Genomic DNA, 17,511 nt, shown 5'->3' on the forward strand with positions numbered 1-17,511 from the left:
GGGGGAGGTGTAGGGCTTGGCTGTGGAGGAGAATGTTGTCGTTATTGGTAAGAAGCCTGTCACAGACTACGTTCTCGCAGCGATACTTTTGTTCAACGAGGGCTATGATGAAGTAATCATTAAGGGTCAGGGCAACAATGTGAGCAAGGCGGTTGATGTGTATAATGCATTAGCAAATAGGCTTCAAGATGGTATAGAGCTTGTAGATGTTAAGATCGATAGTGTTGAGCGTGGTAGGAGACTCGTACCAGTTATAGAGATAAAGGTTCGAAGAAAGATAGTTTAAAGATGTGCTAGGGCCACCAAGACTTCTTCCAAGCTTCACTCTATACTCCTGGACGACCTAGCTACGCCTCTAGTTGCCTCTCCGCCACACACATATAACTCCATATCCTCAGCTAGCTAGTGCTAGAGAAGACTAAATTGTTGGCTAACTTCTCGGCGAGGCGTCCTGCCTTGGCTGGTGAGGCTGCAATACCGAGCGTGGCTTGGAACGAGCAGGTGGGGCTGCTTGCGCGTATAGTTGTTGCACTTTTCGCGGGTATGCTGGTTGGTATTGAGCGTGAGAAGGCTAGGACTGTAGCGTTAAGGAGTAGGAGGAGGACGGATGTTGAGGAGATAGTTATTAAGGAGGTTCCTGGGCTTAGGACCTTCAGTCTTGTAGCGGTTTTCGGCTCAATACTTGGGATACTATGGAGTGGTGGCTACATAGATTCGGCACAGACAGCTGTTCTACTAGGCGTATTTGGCATTATTGTTGCCGTCTTTGCTACACATAGGCTCCTAGTAATGAGGTCTACTGGTATAACCACGATAATCGTATTGTTAGTAGACTTCGGCATAGGTCTCCTAGCAGGTCTAGGTCTTATACTAGTAGCTGTGAGCGTAGCCGTCCTCTCAACATTCATGCTGGCTATAAAGCTGCCGGCGGAGCGTATAGTGGGCCGCATAAGGTACGAGGAATTCCTCTGGGCATTGGAGCTTGGTGTTATACTGATAGTTGTTGGTCCATTCTTCCTCGGGCTCCCAGCGTCATTCTATGGTGTTAGTCTTCGCAGCCTCTACCTCTTCTTCGCACTGGTACTGGCGACGTCCTATCTGGGCTATGTTATGGCTCGGCTTAAGGGTGGCGAAGGGATAGCGTATACAGCCTTCTTTGGTGGCCTAGCTAACAGTGAGGCTACCCTTGTAGGCTTGCTTTCAATACTTGATCAAACGCTTCGGAGGCTGCTAGCATTTGATGTTACAGTATTGTCGAATACAGCTATGATACTAAGGAACACGGTTATAGCAGCAGTGATGACCTATGTGTCGGGTTATGTAGATTATGAGGTCGTAATACTAGTCCCTCTTCTAGCTTCTACAGCCCTAGCACTATTGCCTGCAGTACTTTCCTGGCGCAGGGCGCCCCAGCGCATAGCGGGGATCGAGTCTCTACGCATAGAGAACCCGCTGCGTTTAAGCACTGCAGCTAGAATGACGCTTCTCTATGTAGCTATAGCCTTTACGGCCAATGTTGTCCGCAGAACTGGTATCCTCGGCTTAATATCGGTAGCTGCTGCTGGCGGCTTCGTTTCAAGCGGGGCGACAATAATTGCGCTCTTCTCCGTAGATGGTATTGATCCGGCACTACTCCCGGCACTGGTCCTCATAGCCGTTGTCATGGGTGTCTTAAACAAGCCCGTCTACGTCTACATAGCTGGCTGGAAGAGCCGAGAGGTACTAGCAAAGGTTGGGGGGGCAACGCTACTGCAAGCAGTCCTTATGGTTCCAGGGCTACTCATAACCCTGCTACTCTAGCTCATCGGGATATTGGCTATAATGTGAAGCTAAACTTCTGGAACAATGCTGCGTACCCCGCATCAACTAGAACGGTTAGTACGCGGACGCCGGCAGAGTATAGGCCTGCAACAGCATATGCTGGCGCATCGGTTACATCGACTACGCGTGCCGAGAAGCCGCGTGTAATTCTCGCTACTCTCCTTACAACCTCCTTAACGTGTAGCCTTGTACTCGGCTGTAGGGGTACACGGTATACATCTACAATCCTCTCCGCGGCAAGGACTTCGAGGAGTGTGTTAAGAGGCCCCCACCCCTCTACGGGCTCAGAGGACGCAATAACCCTGATCCTGCGTGCACCTTTAACCCTGGAATAGGCTATCGCTGCTAGCACGGGCTCCACGGCTGTCCGAGCGATGACAGTGTCAGGCACAGCGTCGCCTCCTACCCTCTGAGCTATCGCTTCAAAGGCCTCGTCAAGCGACTCCAGCACTGTTTCGATGAGCTGCCTCCTAACATCCTCCCTTCCCGATGCCAGTGCCAGCCTGAAGAGGTCACCTACGCCGAGCCCGGGCTGCAAACCCCTCTACACCTCACAAGCAACCCTTGCGGTTACTATGCCGCTGCTAGCCTCTATAACGCTGTAGCAGCTTGGCCTTGTAGCCAGAGAGCCGGGGCAAACATGCAGTATTCCGTCAATGTAGAATGTGCCGGGACACATGCATTCCCCAATAACCACCGCTAGGGGCTTGTACTGGTAGAGCTTGTGGAGCTCAAGGAGTCCCCTCCTTGCTCCCGGCAGCGTAGAATAATCCATAACCATGTATGGTGGGTAGTAGGTTGCAAGTATGAAGCTTCTGGGCTTAACCTCCCCTAGCTCTCTTAAAAGCGAGTAGATATTGGCTACGGGCTCTCTCCCACCGATACCGCCAAAGTAGAGCCCGTCAATGTACGCCAGGTGGCCCTCTACGAGGTAACCAATCGAGTCTATAACTCTTGCAATATGATGGTCATCGCTTCTCCCAGCTACTCCTACGACAACCTTACACAGAGCCGCAGCCTCTTCGAGAACCCTCGCAGAGCCCACATCGCCGAGAATCAGCAGAACGTCGCAATCCCTGAAGATACTCTTCCAGCTTGCTCTATCAAGGCCGCGTACAGCTATTATCCGCATATACGGGCCCTCGGCGCTACAATGCGTCTACATCCAAGTGTTCAGGTCCGCCCATCGCTCCTCACGGGGCCGCCACTCTCCTACATACCCGGCTACAACAGCTATTATAGCTGCTGCCCGCAGCCTCCAACTCCGGGGGAGGAGTGGGGCCGATGAAGCACTATGGTAGCGGGTATGGGGAGGCCAGCCGTTGACCGGCACGCCGGCCCCCGAGGCCCTAGCAGGTAACCTCATCTATTTCCATTCCGTGGTTCTTGTTTATCTCGTGTTGGAGCAGGTAGAGCAGATCGCTGAGCCTATTGAGGAGACGGGCTGGAAGCTCCACTTGGCCCTGCGGGAGCCCTACCTCCCATACACAGCGCCAGAATGCTCTCTCAGCCCGCCTTGTAACAGCCCTTGCAAGTGATACGGCAGCAGCTGCTGGGTGGCCCCCATTCAGTTTGAACGTTGGCTCAAGGTTCTGGGAGAGCTTCTCCACCAGGCTTTCAACCCACTTGAGGTCTTCGGGGCCTAGACAGGTGCGGCCATTAATGGTGAAGCCTATACGGAAGAGTAGTTGCTGAACCTTCTTTAGTATGATGGCTATGTGTCTATTCCTCTTGTCGAGCCACTCTAGAATGCTCATTGCCAGTCCTATAGCTGCTTCAGCCTCGTCGAGGGTGCCGACAAATTCTACACAAGGGTGAGACTTGGGAACCCAGCCAGCGCAGGGTACGAATGTGTAGCCGCTATCACCGAGGCCGGTGGAGAGTTTTAGCCCTAGTCTTTGCTCTACTGGCACAACCACCGCCGTTAAAGCATTGGCCTACACGGTGGTTTTACGGGGTTTAGGGTACATCGCTGTTATTTGGTGCCAGAGGTTTTGCAACTATTTAACACTTAGTATCTAACGGTTTTCAATATGTTTAAAGGGATGTTTGGCTGCGTTGGTACATGGAAGTAACGGCCAACTTTCGATGAAGGTGTAGCTCGGCTTGCCTCTAAGCGAGGTTAACTTGTTAATAGGTGGTCCTCAAGGCTTGGGCATAGAGACTACAGCATATGTGTTGACAACGGCGTTTACCGTTGCGGGCTACGGTGTTCTCTCTGAGAGGGAGTACCACTCAAACATTATTGGCAGGCATAGTTACATAATTATGAGGATTTCATCCCGGGACATACCCAGAGCTCTCACCTACCCGATAGATATTGTAGCGGCTATCGATGCTGAAACAGTGTTTACGCATTTCGAGGACGTTAAGCAGGGGGTGTATTCATCTACGACAAGAACACTGAGAACGTGGAGCTAGAGACCATAGTCTCCATGGACTCGGCTAGAAAGGAGAGGCTGATAAAATACCTTGACAGTCTAGGTGTAGGTCACACGGTAGGCGATGTAGTTAAGCTCCTCGAGAACCGTGGTGTAAAGACAGTGGGCATAGACTATAGGCAGCTTACGGGCGAGCTTGCAGAGAAGTTTGGCGTGCCGAGAAGAATGCTGCAGAGGTTTACAAACTCCATACTTGCGGGTGCTGTAGCTGCGCTAACCGGTCTTGACCTTGAAGCTATTCGTGAAGGCTTTATGAAGAGGTTTCGGGGAAGAGAGCACATAGTCGAGCCTAACATGTACATAGTCTCGAGGGCTAAGGAGGTAGTTGAGGCCCTCGTTGGCAGGATATTTGAGCTCGAGGAGAGCAGGCTACCCTATGACGAGCTGCTGATAGTTAGCGGTAACGAAATAGTAGCAATGGCAAAGGTTGTTAGTGGCGTACGTTTTCAGTCCTACTACCCAATAACTCCTGCTCAGGATGAGAGCTTCTTCCTCGAGAACTATGAGGTGCTGGACGACGGGTCAAAGAAGCTCGGAACAATAGTGGTATTCCAGACCGAGGATGAGATAGCGGCAATAGCAGCAGCTATTGGTGCAGCACTAACCGGTGTAAGAGCCTCAACAGCTACTAGCGGACCCGGTTTTGACCTTATGGCCGAGGGGCTCTCTTGTGCCGGCATGTGCGAGGCACCTGTAGTGATTACGTTCTACCAGCGTGGCGGTCCGTCGACGGGTATGCCTACCAGAGGCTCGCAGAGCGATCTCATGGATGCCCTATTCGCTGGGCACGGCGAGTTTCCAAGGATCGTAATAGCGTCCGGCGATCACCTTGAAGCATTCTATGACACGTTGAAAGCATTCAACCTAGCCGAGAAGTACCAGGTGCCGGTCATACACCTTCTCGACAAGTTCATAGCAAACAATGTTGCGGTAGTACCTGTGCCACAGATAGAAAAGCTGCGTATAGACCGTGGAAAGCTTGTGTTCTGCTGGGAAGGTAATGGGTACAAGAGGTTCAACCTTAGTGAGGGCCTAATCTCGACAAGGGTGCCCTTCGGTGGTGCAGTAATGTGGTATACTAGCGACGAACACAACGAGGAGGGCCACATAACTGAGGATCCCGAGCTAAGGATAGCGATGGAGACTAGACGTAATGCCAGGCTCGAGCTGATGGATAGGGAGATACCGGAGGATGGTGAGAGAGCAATACTCTACGGTGGCGAGGATGCTGACTACCTGCTTGTCGGCTGGGGCTCAGTTAAGGGCACTGCTATGGAGACCGTGGATATTCTGCGGCGGGAAGGGCTACGGGTGTCCTACCTGCACATAAGGTACTTCCAGCCATTTCCGTCAAGGTATGTGTCGAAGCTGCTTAGCAGCATAGGCGCCGACAACGCGATCCTAGTTGAGCACAGCTACCATGGCCTCGCAGGCAAAGTTATAGCTATGAATACTGGGCATGTTATTCGCAAGCGTATAGTCAAGTTTACCGGTCGCCCGATCTATGTTCACGAGCTTGTCCAGGCTGTAAGGGATGTTGTTAGTGGGAAGAGTGAGAGGGTGGTGTTGAAGTATGGCGCGTAGGCCAGAGGAGTACCGGACTAGCCTCTGGATAGACTGGTGCCCAGGCTGCGGCAATTATGGTATAGTTACAGCGCTAACACAAGCCCTGGCGGAGCTAGAGCTTGACCCGAGGAAGACCGTGATAGTATCTGGTATTGGATGCTCTGGCAAGACGCCACACTATATAAATGCTAATGGGTTTCACACGCTTCATGGTAGAGCAATACCATTCGCTACTGGTATAAAGCTTGCAAACCCAAAGCTAACAGTAATAGTGCACGGTGGCGACGGTGACCTCATCGGTATTGGTGCTGGCCACTTTGTAGCCCTGGGTAGAAGGAACATAGATATAACCGTCATAATGCATAACAACCAGGTCTATGGCCTTACTAAGGGTCAGGCATCACCGACACTGCCGCGCGGTATTAAGACCAAGGCGTTGCTAAAGCCGAACATACAGGACATGCTTAACCCAATAGCGCTAGCACTAGCTGCAGGCTATACATTTGTAGCACGATCCTATGCCATGGATATACAGCATTTGAAGGAGATGATTAAGAAGGCTATAAGGCATCGCGGAGCAGCGTTTATCGATGTGCTACAGCCATGTGTAACCTACAACGATGTTTACACGGTACAGTTCTATCGCAAGGCACTATACAAGCTTGAGGATGACCCGTCCTGGGATCCAGTGGTTAGAAGTCCCGAGGAGGAGGCTGAGAAGAAGGCAAGGGCATTCCTCAAAGCGATGGAGTGGGGTGACCGGATACCCATAGGCGTGTTCTACCAGAACCCGCTGGTGCCAAGCTTTGAGGACCGTCTAGCGGAGAGACTGGGCAAGGAGTATCTCGAAAACCCGCCAGCACTACAATCCATAGCTGACGGTGAGGGCAGGCCCATAGTATCGACAGAGGCCTTCAAGAAGATATTTGCACAGTCCATAGTTAGGGTGCGGAAGCGCGGCAAGCAGCAAGGCTAGCTTTTTATCACTATAGTGGGCTGTATGTCGTGTCCTCTCTAACCATAGTTTTGTTTTATTGGCGTGTGCTGCAGAGATACCATGTGGAAACCCTTTAGCCCCTCTACCCGGAATCCCAGTAAGCATATGGGGCTCCTCCTAGAGCCACCCATGAGTCCTCGGTATGCCGGGGGGCGCAGCTACCCTTGGAGGCTGAGACTGAGGTTACGAGTAAGCGGCAGGGCTTAGGGTTTATTGTTAGACGTGCCAGACCTGAGGATCTGCCGAAGGTTATAATGATAAACAAGGTTACATTGCCAGAACATTACCCCGAGTGGTTTTGGCGCGAGCATCTCGAGAAGTGGGGCGAAGCGTTCTTCGTAGCAGAGGTTGACGGAGAGGTTGTAGGCTACGTCATGACCCGTGTGGAGTATGGGCCTCCGTTTGTTGCTAAAGGGCTCATAGTCAAGAAGGGCCATATCGTCTCGATAGCTGTGCTTGAGGGGTATCGTAGACGTGGTATAGGCAGGGCCCTTATGGAGGCTGCTATGGAGGCTTTGAAGACAAGGTATGGCTGTAAAGAGGTCTACCTCGAGGTTAGGGTCTCGAATAACCCGGCTATAAGGCTCTACGAGAAGCTTGGTTTTAAGAAGGTGAAGGTGCTACACATGTACTATCTTGACGGCGAAGACGCATACCTCATGGCTCGCGAACTCTAGCCCCATCTAGCACCCCATGTTTATAAGTTCTAACCCGACTGTAAATCTTCACGGATTGAGTGTCATGCAACACTTGAGGGTAAAGATTATAGCCTCTATAGGCCCTTCATCCGGCTCTCCCGAGGTCATACTCAGGCTTGCAGAGCTTGGTGTTAGCGGCTTCCGCATAAACTTCGCCCATGGTGAGCCGAGTCTTTGGCGTGAATGGGCTGAGTATGTTAGAGAGGCTGAACGCAAGACTGGGAGGCCGCTAGCCCTTATAGGTGACTTGGTGGGTCCTTCAATCAGGCTTGGAAGGGTGAAGAATCCGATTAAGCTTAACGCGGGAGACAGGGCTGAGTTTAGATGTGTTGAGGAGAGCGAAGGCGGAGATACGAAGATCATACCGCTGCCCGTAAGGAGGGTCTACGAGGTTCTCGATGAAGGCGACTTAATAGTCATGGATGACGGTAGGGTTAGGCTTAGGGTTCTCGAGGTATCCGGATATAGTGCTATTGTTGAGGCATTAACACCAGCGACTATAACGTCCAGAAAGGCTATAGCTATAAGAGGTAAGGATCCGGGCCTCCCAACACTCTCCCAGCGGGATGTCGAGCATGTAAAGTTCGCCCTTGACAATGGCTTTGACTACATAGCTCTTAGCCATGTTCGCACTCGTGACGACGTTGACGCGCTTCGTCTCATCGTTCTGCGGGAGGGCGGTGACGCGGGTATAGCCGTAAAGATAGAGAATAAGTCGGCAGTAGAGAACCTACAAGACATCATTCGTGCAGCAGATCTCGTAGTTGTCGCGCGCGGAGACCTAGGGATGACGTATGGTCTTGAGGAGGTTCCAGTACTCCAGGAGCGTATCGTAGCTGCAGCTAGAAGTGTAGGTAAACCCGTCATAGTCGCTACACAGCTTCTAGAATCGATGATCGAAAACCCTGTCCCAACCAGGGCTGAGGTTACAGACGTGTATGTTGCGGTGCGGCAAGGTGTGGATGGCCTTATGCTTACCGGCGAGACAGCTATTGGACGCTACCCAATTGAAGCTATCCGCTGGTTAAGGAAGATTATTACTCGAGCTGAACAGGTACTACACATTGAACGTTATACCCCCAAGGATAAGAGATGGGCATACGCTGCAAGCATTGTCGAGACTGCGGAGAAGCTTTCGGCCGCTCTTATTCTCGTCTATAGTATAACCGGCAGCCTACCCCCATGGATAGCGGCTTCTCGTCCGATGGTGCCTGTTGTAATCGGTACAGGCAGCCCCCAGAGAGCACGTAGGCTAGCCGTGCTGTGGGGACTTGATGTCCGCATAGTGGAGGCTGGAGGTTACGAGGAGGGCCTAGCTAAGCTCGAGGATGTGTTGAGCGAAGAGGGTTTACTATCGGAGGGCGACGTCATTGTTGAGGCTTACCGTGAAACAGAGCATAAGCAAGTAATTGTCGTTAAAAGGGTCTTTAAAGGGCTTACTTGAGTCCAAGCTTTTTCAGTGCATAGTATATCGTTGACTCCGGGCGGCCTAGCTGCCTAGCTATCTCATAGACCGTTGCGCCCTTGAGATATAGCTCGCGTATTGGTGCTAGCTCCTCCTCTGTCAGCCTCCTATGTTGCCGGTACCTACCCTTCCTCCTTTTAATTCTGCCCATGGCTTCAAGCTTTTCTAGCGCCTTGTACACAGTGCTCATGCTATTGTTGCACCTCTTAGCAATCTCTTTGACCGGTACGCCGTCCTTGTAGAGCTTCTCGACTATGTCAAGGCAGTCGTTAACGGAGGGCAAGGCTTGTCCCACAAAGCCTGGGACTGCAAAAAGGGTTTTTCAGCATTCGGTTCCACGCGTCCTGTACCGATATGCGGGGCCCGGTTTCGTGGGCGTAACCTGGCTTTTCAGCGTGTGAAGGATAACACTAAAAACCTCTAGCGAGAACGTATAGAGAGTTGACTGAGCAAGCCACATGAGCAGCCCTATGCAGTGCATGGGGTGCGTATGTCGTGGCTGTTGGGGAGGGAAGGGTTGTAGCCTTTGTGCTTTGTGTAACCGAGATCGGTAAGGAGTACGAGGTTGTAGAGAAGATCAAGGATATAGCGAGGCAGGTTGGCGTTGAGGTCGAGGCCTATGTAGTCTATGGTGAGTACGATGTTGCGGTAAAAATCGTAGCTGATAATCTCAAAAAGATAGACAAGGCTGTTACTATGATTAGGAGTATACCGAGTATAATGAGGACCGTCACCCTCATAGCTGCCGAGTAGGCATGGAGATTCCGTGACAATCGTGTATCCTCCTTTTTCCCGGTGGCTAGCTCGCATTTATTCTCCGGGGACTTACTGTTGGGTTGGGGATTGCTTGGCCCGGGCATCCATAGCTTTTGCGGCCAGCAACTAGTTGTTGAAGAGCTGTCCAGGGGCATCTGTAGGTATCGTAGGCCTAGCGGTGCCGTCCAAAAGCTAGTACCATGTGAGGGTCTTCACGTGTATCCGCAGCCACCGGTTTATTATCCGGAACATGTAACCAGCTATGTTATGGTCAGGTTTGAGGAGCCGATAGTAGTCGACAAGGGTGCTTCTACCAACTTTTGGGTCCACATAGACTTCGACGTCGTTGTTGTCGCGGGCTCCGAGGAGGATCCTGCAAGAGTAGTTGATGCGTTCCCGTCGACAGGCAGGGGAAAGTATGCGCTATATGGACCGCCCAACCGTGGACTACTTGCAAGGTATGTTCGTGCGCAACCGCTCATGGAGCCCGTAACCGAGCAGTGCCGTGGCCTTGCACGCGTCGTGATCGTCAACCAGGGGTTGCAAGCAGTTGAGGTTACGCGGGTTGTCTTCCCGGCGCTACACGCGCCAGTCTACTTTGATGAACAAGGCGCTGTTTACTATCCTGAGATCCGTGTGGTGGCTACAAGCTATTTTTCCAGCCATAGTAAGCGTTTCCGACAAGCCGCCCAGCCGGGGGCTACGGAGGGCGCCGCTGCTTGCAAAACCCAGAAGCATAGTCGGCGTACATGGGGTAGGGCTTATCCGCTCCCCAAGCTACGTAATGGCTCACGGTCTATAACGGATTCGAGAGGCAACTCAGCATGGTGGGGTCTGGTAAAAAGAGTAGAGCCAGTCCTAGCCAGGGCACCATAAGGCATTGTGTCGCCGAGGCCTGGAGGTAAAGTAGCTTCTGAGGATTGTAGGTCCGGTTCGAGGAAGGGGCTGCTGGGACTAGCTACTACATGGCTTGTAGATATAGCCTTGAAGCACTACGCCAATGCTGTAGTCCACAAAGTATGTATTGTCGTCGCCTATGAGTGCTATGCTTGTAGCTACTACCGGTAGTGGGGGGTCTGTGCGTATGTTGGCGATGCCTGCATCAGTGAGGTATGGGTTCTGGGTGTACCCCATTACTACTAGGATTTTGTCTGGTGGCGCAGTAATGTTGAACTGTACAAATACTCTGTCGTTTCTCTCATAGTATAGCACTATACCGTTGAGTAGTCGTGCTCGTAAAACTAGGAGGCGGTAGGGGAGGCTTCGATCCTCCATATTATTGTAGGCGTAGTGTATTGATAGTGTTACATCGTCAATTGTCGTATTTACTTTGAGGATACTGTATTTCTCTGCTTGGCCTAGCTCTATCCATGTGCCGTTGGGGAATACTAGCCATGCGAGCAGCTTGGACTTGAGAGTATAGTATATTGTCACCACGGCTCCTAGGCCTGGGATGTACACTATATCGTCTACGAGATAGTATTTGAACCACCAGTATCTGTTGCAAGCGTTGGTGAGGGGTGTAGTGTTTACTCCGAGGCGCTCCAGCATTGTGAGGGGCTTTGGTGTTGCCCAGCCTGTAGGGTTATTGTATATGAGGCCGCTGGCGCATATGTTGTACTCGTCTCCGTCTATTGTGCCGCTGTTGTAGGCGTCGTAGTATGCTGCAGCTAGTAGAGTGTTGAGCTTCCCCCCGGGTATGTAGCCCCGGTAGGCTTCTGGATCACTCGTTATATTGTAGACCACTGGGTCCAGGTACCAACTACAATTTGTCATGTTTGAATATATGGATGTGAGGTTTAGGCAGAGTTGTGGCTCCAAGAGTTCGGTGGCGCGTACGATCCTGCCGCTAAGACAGAGCCCTGCTTTGGTCGGGTCAATCTCGTAACTGTAAAGCCAAAGAGACTCCCCACGGACAAGTATTACGACCGGCTCATTGCATGGCAGCTCCAGCAGGGCGGTATTATTCACTACGGGGGCCCTAGCGATAGGCCTGCGGCTTGCTACGCTGTAGGCTATGACCTCAGAGGCCTTGTGGCCCATAGCTATGGGTTTTATGGTAAGCCTTACTGGGAGCACATTGTTGATGCATTCATCTGAGAGGGGAACTAGCTCCATGCGTGGCGGTACTGCTGCAGCGGCGGCGTGCACGGCAGCTCTCACGGTAGTCTTGGTAGCGGAGACCACGTATGCAGCTATTAGCGTAAGCGAGAGCGTAGATATGAGCGCGACTATAAGCGCTGATACTACGCCTCCAACACCCTTCAGCTGCAAGCCTCTATTACACCCAGTAAGGGGGCCTCTTCCAGGCACGGCTGGGATGGGGACTAAGTCGTAACTATTGGCTGGAGGCGTCCCAGTGGGCTATTCGTGGCCTAGCTCTATCACGATAACCTTCTCCCTCTCGACAACCCGAAGTCCATAGCCCGAGGCGAGCCCCACGACGTAGCCTACTAGGGGGTCTTTGCTACCGCGGAAGATGAGGACGCGGTTATAATCAACGATGCCTAAGCCTAGACGGTCGGTTATGAGGGATATCAGCTCTGAAACGTCAAGCCCAAGCTCCCTTAGCGCGGCTCCCAGGCGCTCGCCCTCAACCCTAGCCTCCCTGGTTCCGGCCCCGAGGAGGGTGCGGGGCACCGGTACGGCGCCAAGTCGGGCGAGAGCCTCGAATAACAATGCACGCCTTATGAGGCTGGGTGCGTGGAACCCCCTTTCCTCAGCCTCTGCAGCCGCCTCCACGAGGCTCCTAACGTATCCTGATATGGTGACGCCGTAGCGGGTGGCTAGCTCCTGGAGAATCCTTGCATGCTCCTCGTCGAGCATAATGCTTTTACGCCGGGGCAAGGCTAACCAGCCGCCTTAAACCTTACAACCACGAGGCCTGGAGACTCATCACCACCATTGACGGCTAGGCCGAAACCCTCTACTACGCCAGAGACAATGGCATGTACAAACCTCCTTATACGACTCCCAGATAGTACAGGCGATGCAACAACAATTTTTCCCGATTTACCCTCGTCAACTATGTCCACAGCCATGCCTGGCAGCAGAGCCCTCAGAACCATCGCCAAAGCGAAATTATCGTCGAGGCCCCTAGCGCGGGTAGATGCAGCAACAAGGCTGGCAAGTCTCGCAACGCTAGAGGTGAACTCCTCTACTGCATCATCCTCTGCCCTCTCCAGGACTCGAGCAAGAGCCTCCAATGGCACCGGAGCCATACCCAGCCGTGCCACGTCTGCAAGTACGGCGCTATCAGATAGCACCGAGGCAACATCATCGCGGCTCCGGAGGATACGGACAGCCTGGCTCAGAATAGTCTCAACTAGCTCTGGAACACTCATACCAGCTCTCCTAGCAATAGGTGTAAGCTCTTCAACAAGCCGTTCACTCACTGGTATAAGCCTCCTAGACCCCTTCGGCACTCACAACCCACCCTAGCCGCTCAACCGTCACGCCCATACACTACTCAGACCCGGTCCATGATAAGAGGTTCCCGCTCCAACACCCATTTTACACAACACTGCATGCAAGAGTAGGCACACCCGCCTTAAACCCCCACCAACCCGCTAACACCACCGGCCGGAAAGGTAAAGCCCAGAAAGAGGTGTAGCTCGGCATGAGTAGGCTAGCCCTAAACATACTCACAATACTCCTCATAACACTCCCAGTCATAGCTCCAATGCTACCAGTAGCAAAGGCACAGACGGTATACGCTGAGATAATAAACTGCACCAACTGTGTAAGTGTGATTAACAACACCTATGCAGTGGTTACAATCGGCAGCGAGATAACGTTCCTAATACATGACGACGACGGCCTAACCTACAACTGGGAGAACATCACAGCCAACATAACAGTCAACGGTGTACTTAACACTGTAAACGTAGGCTTCTACGGGATCTACGGCGACTACGTGGGTAAGCTAGTAGTCGAGCAGGTTGGCGGCCTCATCAAGGTAAGGTACTACTACTATGACAACGCAACTGACAGCTTCGTCGACATGGGTTACCTCAACGGTACAATCACCGCTACCAACCAGACAATAGTCATAGAGTACAAGGGTGCCAAGATAACCCTAGTGTACCAGCAACCACTAGCAACCTACACCCTAGAGATCTACGGCCGCCTACACGAAGGCAAGTACTGGCTACCAAGGCTAGGCGATGACGGCGTAAACAACATAACAGCACTATACAACGCCCTTGGCGAGTGGAGGATAAAGGCCGACCAGCCAGTATTCACGCCCGGCAACAACTACACTGTAACACTCTACGCTAGGCTTGTAGGTGAGACAACACCACTATTAACACAGGACGTAGTATTCACGGCTAGTGACGAGTACACACTAGTACCAGCCAACGCCACCGAGGCAGAAAAGATCAAGAGCTTCCTACTAAATCTAAGCAGCGCAGTCAACCCATGGTACATTGAGGGTATAGACTTCGCCAACCCAACAATGATGGGCGACATGCTAAAGCTAAAGGCCGAGATACAGGGCTTCGGAGAGACAGCCGAGGTAGATGCAGTAATATTCGTCAGCATAGCTAAGATAGAAATAGACAGTGCTGGCTTCAACAACCCAGAGGTAACCATAACAGTATATGACGCTGACACCAACCTAGACACAACCGCTGCAGAGGCAACACCATTCACATTCGACATACTAGTGAATGGCGTACCAGTAATGCAGCTACAGCTACAAGAGACTGGTGCTAACACTGGCGTATTCACAGCAACAACAAACATGTTCGACCTATACAGCTTCGGTGTCATCAGTGAGACCGACAACGTGATAGACTACAACTTCACAGAGGTACGTGTAGACGATCCATCAGCAAAAGTGATATGCTTCAGAGGTGGCAGCTTCACAGTAACCTACTACGCAGCAGAATTCAGCGTCAAGGAGGAGCAGCTAACGCTAAGGAACATCATACAGTGCTGTCCACCACTAAAGCTAACACTGCAGATAATAGATGAGGATCTCAACCTGCCAAACCAGGAGATAGTAGCAATAGCAACACTCAATGCTGGCGACTCGCTAACCAACGTTGTTGCCTACTACTACTACAACGACCAGATAACGACTGTACCAGCACTGAACTTCTCAATGTACATGGCTGACGAGGAGGGCAACCTCTACGACCTAACAGTACGCGAGCAATTCACCATCTACTTCATCAAGGTAGCGCCTGGCGTAGTTGAAGCTAGCATAGATCTATCAAAGATCGACTGGCAGGCTACAAACGCTGCAGCTTCAGCAGCTGGCCACCAGCTAACAAAGATAGTGATAGTATACAGTGACAGGTTCAACCCGAACCTAACAATAGTCAACAAGCAGGCAGAGGTAACACTACAGAACGTAACCATACAGGTTGACCGTGACACCCTACCAATATCATTCAGGATCGTAAGCAGCAACAACCCACCAAGGATAGGCCTTGGTAGCTGTCCAGCATGTGCAGCCTGGGAGGTTGACACCTGGTCTGATGTATCAGCCCAGACAGTACACATAACAATCTACGACGATGGGCACAACGAGGACTGCTGTAGTGTTGACGTGATAACACCAGCAGAGATAGAGCTAACACTCTACAAGGTAGTTGACGGCCAGACAGTAGTATTCGGCAGCGGCACTGGCAGCCTAAGCATCGACCTATACGCCATAAACGCCACTGGCCACTGGGTAGACTATGGCACATGCTACATCGAGGTAAGCGACCTGGTAGAGACTGGCTTCAACACTGGTGTATTCACCGGCACCCTAAGCATCTACTCAGAGATCGACGTAGACCTTGACGGCACACCTGATATAACAATAGCAGGCTGTCCATCACTATGGCTGCAGGGTGCAACACTAGAGATTAAGTACACAAGCCCGGCAGTAGGCTTCGCAGTACAGAAGATAACATTCGCAACCTACACAGCCAAGCTACAGCTAAACACACACGTAGTACACTATGGCGACGAGCTAGTGATAACAGTCGAGGACCCAGATGCTAACCTTGACAGCACAATCAACGAGGCTATCAAGGCAACACTAAGCTTCTACTGCCCACTAACAAGGACAACTGAGGAGTACACAGTCTACCTGAAAGAGACCGGCACCAACACTGGCGTGTTCGTAGGCAGCATCACCATCGACTCCAGGCTAGCAGGTCCATGCGTAGACCTCTACTGTGCAGAGCTAACAGTAACCTACGTGGACAGAACACCATTCGACGAGAACACACTGAACTACGCCGAGCAGCTATTAAAGCAGAACCTATCAACATATGGTGTCAACGGCTTAATGATATTCAGCGAGTGTGACTGTAACAAGGTACTAATAACAGATACGATAGTAGAGCAGCCGGTCAAGGGCAGTGTGGAGGTCTACTACAAGTTCCCAGCAGGGCTAGAACAGCTAGCACCATGGAACAAGGTTTGGCAGAAGGTAACCAACGATGTAGTACCAGCCTATGAGGGCATTGAGCTCAACATAACAGTCTACGACCCTGACAGGAACAGACTCTACGATGTGGTAGACAACATACCGTACAGCAAGATAGCAGTAACAATTGAGGGCCTCAACGCGCCACCACTAATACTAGAGCAGCTAGTTGGCAGCGGCTACCTAACAGAGACTGGCGCCAACACCGGCACGTTCAGCACTGTCATAACGCTAGGTGACCTGCTGGCAGGCTTCCAGAGGCTTGGCTACAACGTAGACCTAACAAGCGTAATTGGCAAGAAGATAGCGTTCATCTACTATGATGACCAGACAGCATGCCAGGCAGCAATATGTGGCAGCTACACTGGCGGCTCCACCAGCGTATGGATCAAACCAGTAGACATTGAGGGCGGCGTCACTGTAATCAATGCTGTAACTGGTAAGCCGAACCCAGACAACATCTACAACTGTGGCTGTACAATAGGCAGTTGTCCATCAGCAACTGGCGATATAATAGACATCATCGTCAACGACGTATCGCTGCTAAAGTACGTGCAGGCTGGTGGTATACGGCTGGTAGGCAACCTAACACTAAGGCTGCTCTACAACAATACTGAGCAGCCACTAACATACGGCGGTCTCGAGACACTAAGCTACATCGGCTATGAGAACCTAACACTGCCAGGCAGCAATGTAGTCATACCAGTACCAAAGTTCGCTGCAGAGAACGTACTGATCTACTGCAGCGTACCACTGGCAACAGCCGGCCAGCCATACATAGTAGCACCAGTAGGCAGCAGGGTCAAAATAATCTACCACGACCCAGCAATAGAGGCTGGTACTGCTAAGGACGTAGAAGTAACAATTGGCATTGGCGTACCAGGCCTACTACCGACACCAGAACAGTCAGTACAGTTCGTTGAGCAGCAGCTAGAGGTTAGGGTATTCAATGGCACAGCATTCGTAGAGACGACAACAGTCAAGCGCGGCCAGCCAGTATCGATCTACGTGCCGCTCAACTACGATGCACTAACGGTGAGGACATACACTGGTGCCAACGTATTCACAGTGCTACTAGTAATCAAGGATGCAGAGGGCAAGGTAGCACTATTCACGTACACCTACATTGACGTCAGCAAGATGGAGAACGAGGTAAGCTTCGGCATACCAGCAGAGTTCACCAAGCTACTACCAGCGGGCACATACACTGTAGAGCTATACGCTGTAACCAGCCTAGACGCACTAATGCCACTATCACCGGTACTATCATTCCAGCTAACAATAACCGAGTAACCAGCGAGTTTGAAGGGGCAAACCTATGACCCAACGCTTTT

At 51.7% G+C, this 17,511-nt stretch carries 16 protein-coding genes and 1 pseudogene; 10 read left to right on the forward strand and 7 right to left on the reverse strand.

The window, feature by feature from the left end:
• The first annotated feature begins 22 nt into the window (after positions 1-22).
• Complete coding sequence (locus HBUT_RS05110) at positions 23-286, forward strand: AlbA family DNA/RNA-binding protein (protein ID WP_228546795.1); 264 nt, start codon at positions 23-25, stop codon at positions 284-286.
• A 170-nt stretch (positions 287-456) separates the two neighbouring features.
• Complete coding sequence (locus HBUT_RS05115) at positions 457-1,800, forward strand: MgtC/SapB family protein (protein WP_011822144.1); 1,344 nt, start codon at positions 457-459, stop codon at positions 1,798-1,800.
• 16 nt (positions 1,801-1,816) lie between these two features.
• Here HBUT_RS05115 and HBUT_RS05120 read toward each other — a convergent pair whose 3' ends face one another.
• The 3 genes from HBUT_RS05120 to HBUT_RS05130 form a co-directional block, all read right to left on the reverse strand.
• The gene (locus HBUT_RS05120; RefSeq protein WP_011822145.1) at positions 1,817-2,359 is read right to left on the reverse strand and encodes a hypothetical protein; all 543 of its coding nucleotides are present in this window, start codon (positions 2,357-2,359) and stop codon (positions 1,817-1,819) included.
• A gap of 6 nt (positions 2,360-2,365) precedes the next feature.
• Positions 2,366-2,953 (reverse strand): metallophosphoesterase family protein, encoded by a 588-nt coding sequence (locus HBUT_RS05125; protein WP_011822146.1) that lies wholly within the window; start codon positions 2,951-2,953, stop codon positions 2,366-2,368.
• A 217-nt stretch (positions 2,954-3,170) separates the two neighbouring features.
• Positions 3,171-3,740: an ATP:cob(I)alamin adenosyltransferase gene (locus HBUT_RS05130; RefSeq protein WP_011822147.1), complete on the reverse strand. Its 570-nt coding sequence runs from the start codon at positions 3,738-3,740 to the stop codon at positions 3,171-3,173.
• Between the two features lie 256 nt (positions 3,741-3,996).
• On the opposite strand from HBUT_RS05130, the pseudogene HBUT_RS05135 reads away from it, so the two are divergent.
• The 5 genes and pseudogenes from HBUT_RS05135 to pyk all read left to right on the forward strand — a co-directional run.
• Positions 3,997-5,342: pseudogene (locus HBUT_RS05135) on the forward strand (2-oxoacid:acceptor oxidoreductase family protein); the annotation flags it as partial.
• A gap of 192 nt (positions 5,343-5,534) precedes the next feature.
• The gene (locus HBUT_RS09830; protein WP_267195220.1) at positions 5,535-5,846 is read left to right on the forward strand and encodes a hypothetical protein; all 312 of its coding nucleotides are present in this window, start codon (positions 5,535-5,537) and stop codon (positions 5,844-5,846) included.
• Positions 5,836-6,804: a 2-oxoacid:ferredoxin oxidoreductase subunit beta gene (locus HBUT_RS05140; protein ID WP_011822148.1), complete on the forward strand. Its 969-nt coding sequence runs from the start codon at positions 5,836-5,838 to the stop codon at positions 6,802-6,804. Before HBUT_RS09830 ends, HBUT_RS05140 begins: the two co-directional genes overlap by 11 nt.
• 185 nt (positions 6,805-6,989) lie before the next feature.
• The gene (rimI, locus tag HBUT_RS05145; protein ID WP_011822149.1) at positions 6,990-7,502 is read left to right on the forward strand and encodes a ribosomal protein S18-alanine N-acetyltransferase; all 513 of its coding nucleotides are present in this window, start codon (positions 6,990-6,992) and stop codon (positions 7,500-7,502) included.
• A 64-nt stretch (positions 7,503-7,566) separates the two neighbouring features.
• Positions 7,567-8,967, forward strand: a complete 1,401-nt coding sequence (pyk, locus tag HBUT_RS05150; RefSeq protein ID WP_011822150.1) for a pyruvate kinase — start codon at positions 7,567-7,569, stop codon at positions 8,965-8,967.
• Here pyk and HBUT_RS05155 read toward each other — a convergent pair.
• A complete protein-coding gene (locus HBUT_RS05155) occupies positions 8,960-9,271 on the reverse strand; it encodes a helix-turn-helix domain-containing protein (RefSeq protein WP_011822151.1) in 312 nt (103 codons plus the stop codon). The genes pyk and HBUT_RS05155 overlap by 8 nt on opposite strands.
• Positions 9,272-9,483: 212 nt before the next feature.
• Between HBUT_RS05155 and HBUT_RS05160 the strand changes: the two genes are divergently transcribed.
• Both HBUT_RS05160 and HBUT_RS08950 read left to right on the forward strand, forming a co-directional pair.
• Complete coding sequence (locus tag HBUT_RS05160) at positions 9,484-9,741, forward strand: Lrp/AsnC ligand binding domain-containing protein (RefSeq protein ID WP_011822152.1); 258 nt, start codon at positions 9,484-9,486, stop codon at positions 9,739-9,741.
• Positions 9,742-9,831: 90 nt separating this feature from the next.
• A complete protein-coding gene (locus HBUT_RS08950) occupies positions 9,832-10,620 on the forward strand; it encodes a DUF432 domain-containing protein (RefSeq protein WP_011822153.1) in 789 nt (262 codons plus the stop codon).
• Positions 10,621-10,698: 78 nt separating this feature from the next.
• Here the strand turns inward: HBUT_RS08950 and HBUT_RS05170 are convergent, their stop codons facing one another.
• From HBUT_RS05170 to HBUT_RS05180, 3 genes are all read right to left on the reverse strand, one after another.
• Positions 10,699-12,018 carry a hypothetical protein gene (locus tag HBUT_RS05170; protein ID WP_011822154.1) on the reverse strand — a complete coding sequence of 440 codons (1,320 nt, stop codon included), beginning with the start codon at positions 12,016-12,018 and terminating at the stop codon, positions 10,699-10,701.
• Between the two features lie 90 nt (positions 12,019-12,108).
• Positions 12,109-12,591, reverse strand: a complete 483-nt coding sequence (locus HBUT_RS05175; RefSeq protein ID WP_011822155.1) for a ribbon-helix-helix domain-containing protein — start codon at positions 12,589-12,591, stop codon at positions 12,109-12,111.
• A gap of 2 nt (positions 12,592-12,593) precedes the next feature.
• The gene (locus HBUT_RS05180; protein WP_011822156.1) at positions 12,594-13,169 is read right to left on the reverse strand and encodes a hypothetical protein; all 576 of its coding nucleotides are present in this window, start codon (positions 13,167-13,169) and stop codon (positions 12,594-12,596) included.
• 194 nt (positions 13,170-13,363) lie between these two features.
• On the opposite strand from HBUT_RS05180, the gene HBUT_RS05185 reads away from it, so the two are divergent.
• Positions 13,364-17,470 carry a hypothetical protein gene (locus HBUT_RS05185; protein WP_011822157.1) on the forward strand — a complete coding sequence of 1,369 codons (4,107 nt, stop codon included), beginning with the start codon at positions 13,364-13,366 and terminating at the stop codon, positions 17,468-17,470.
• The last annotated feature ends 41 nt before the right edge of the window (positions 17,471-17,511 follow it).

Source organism: Hyperthermus butylicus DSM 5456 (assembly GCF_000015145.1).
Taxonomy (GTDB): Archaea; Thermoproteota; Thermoprotei_A; order Sulfolobales; family Pyrodictiaceae; genus Hyperthermus; species Hyperthermus butylicus.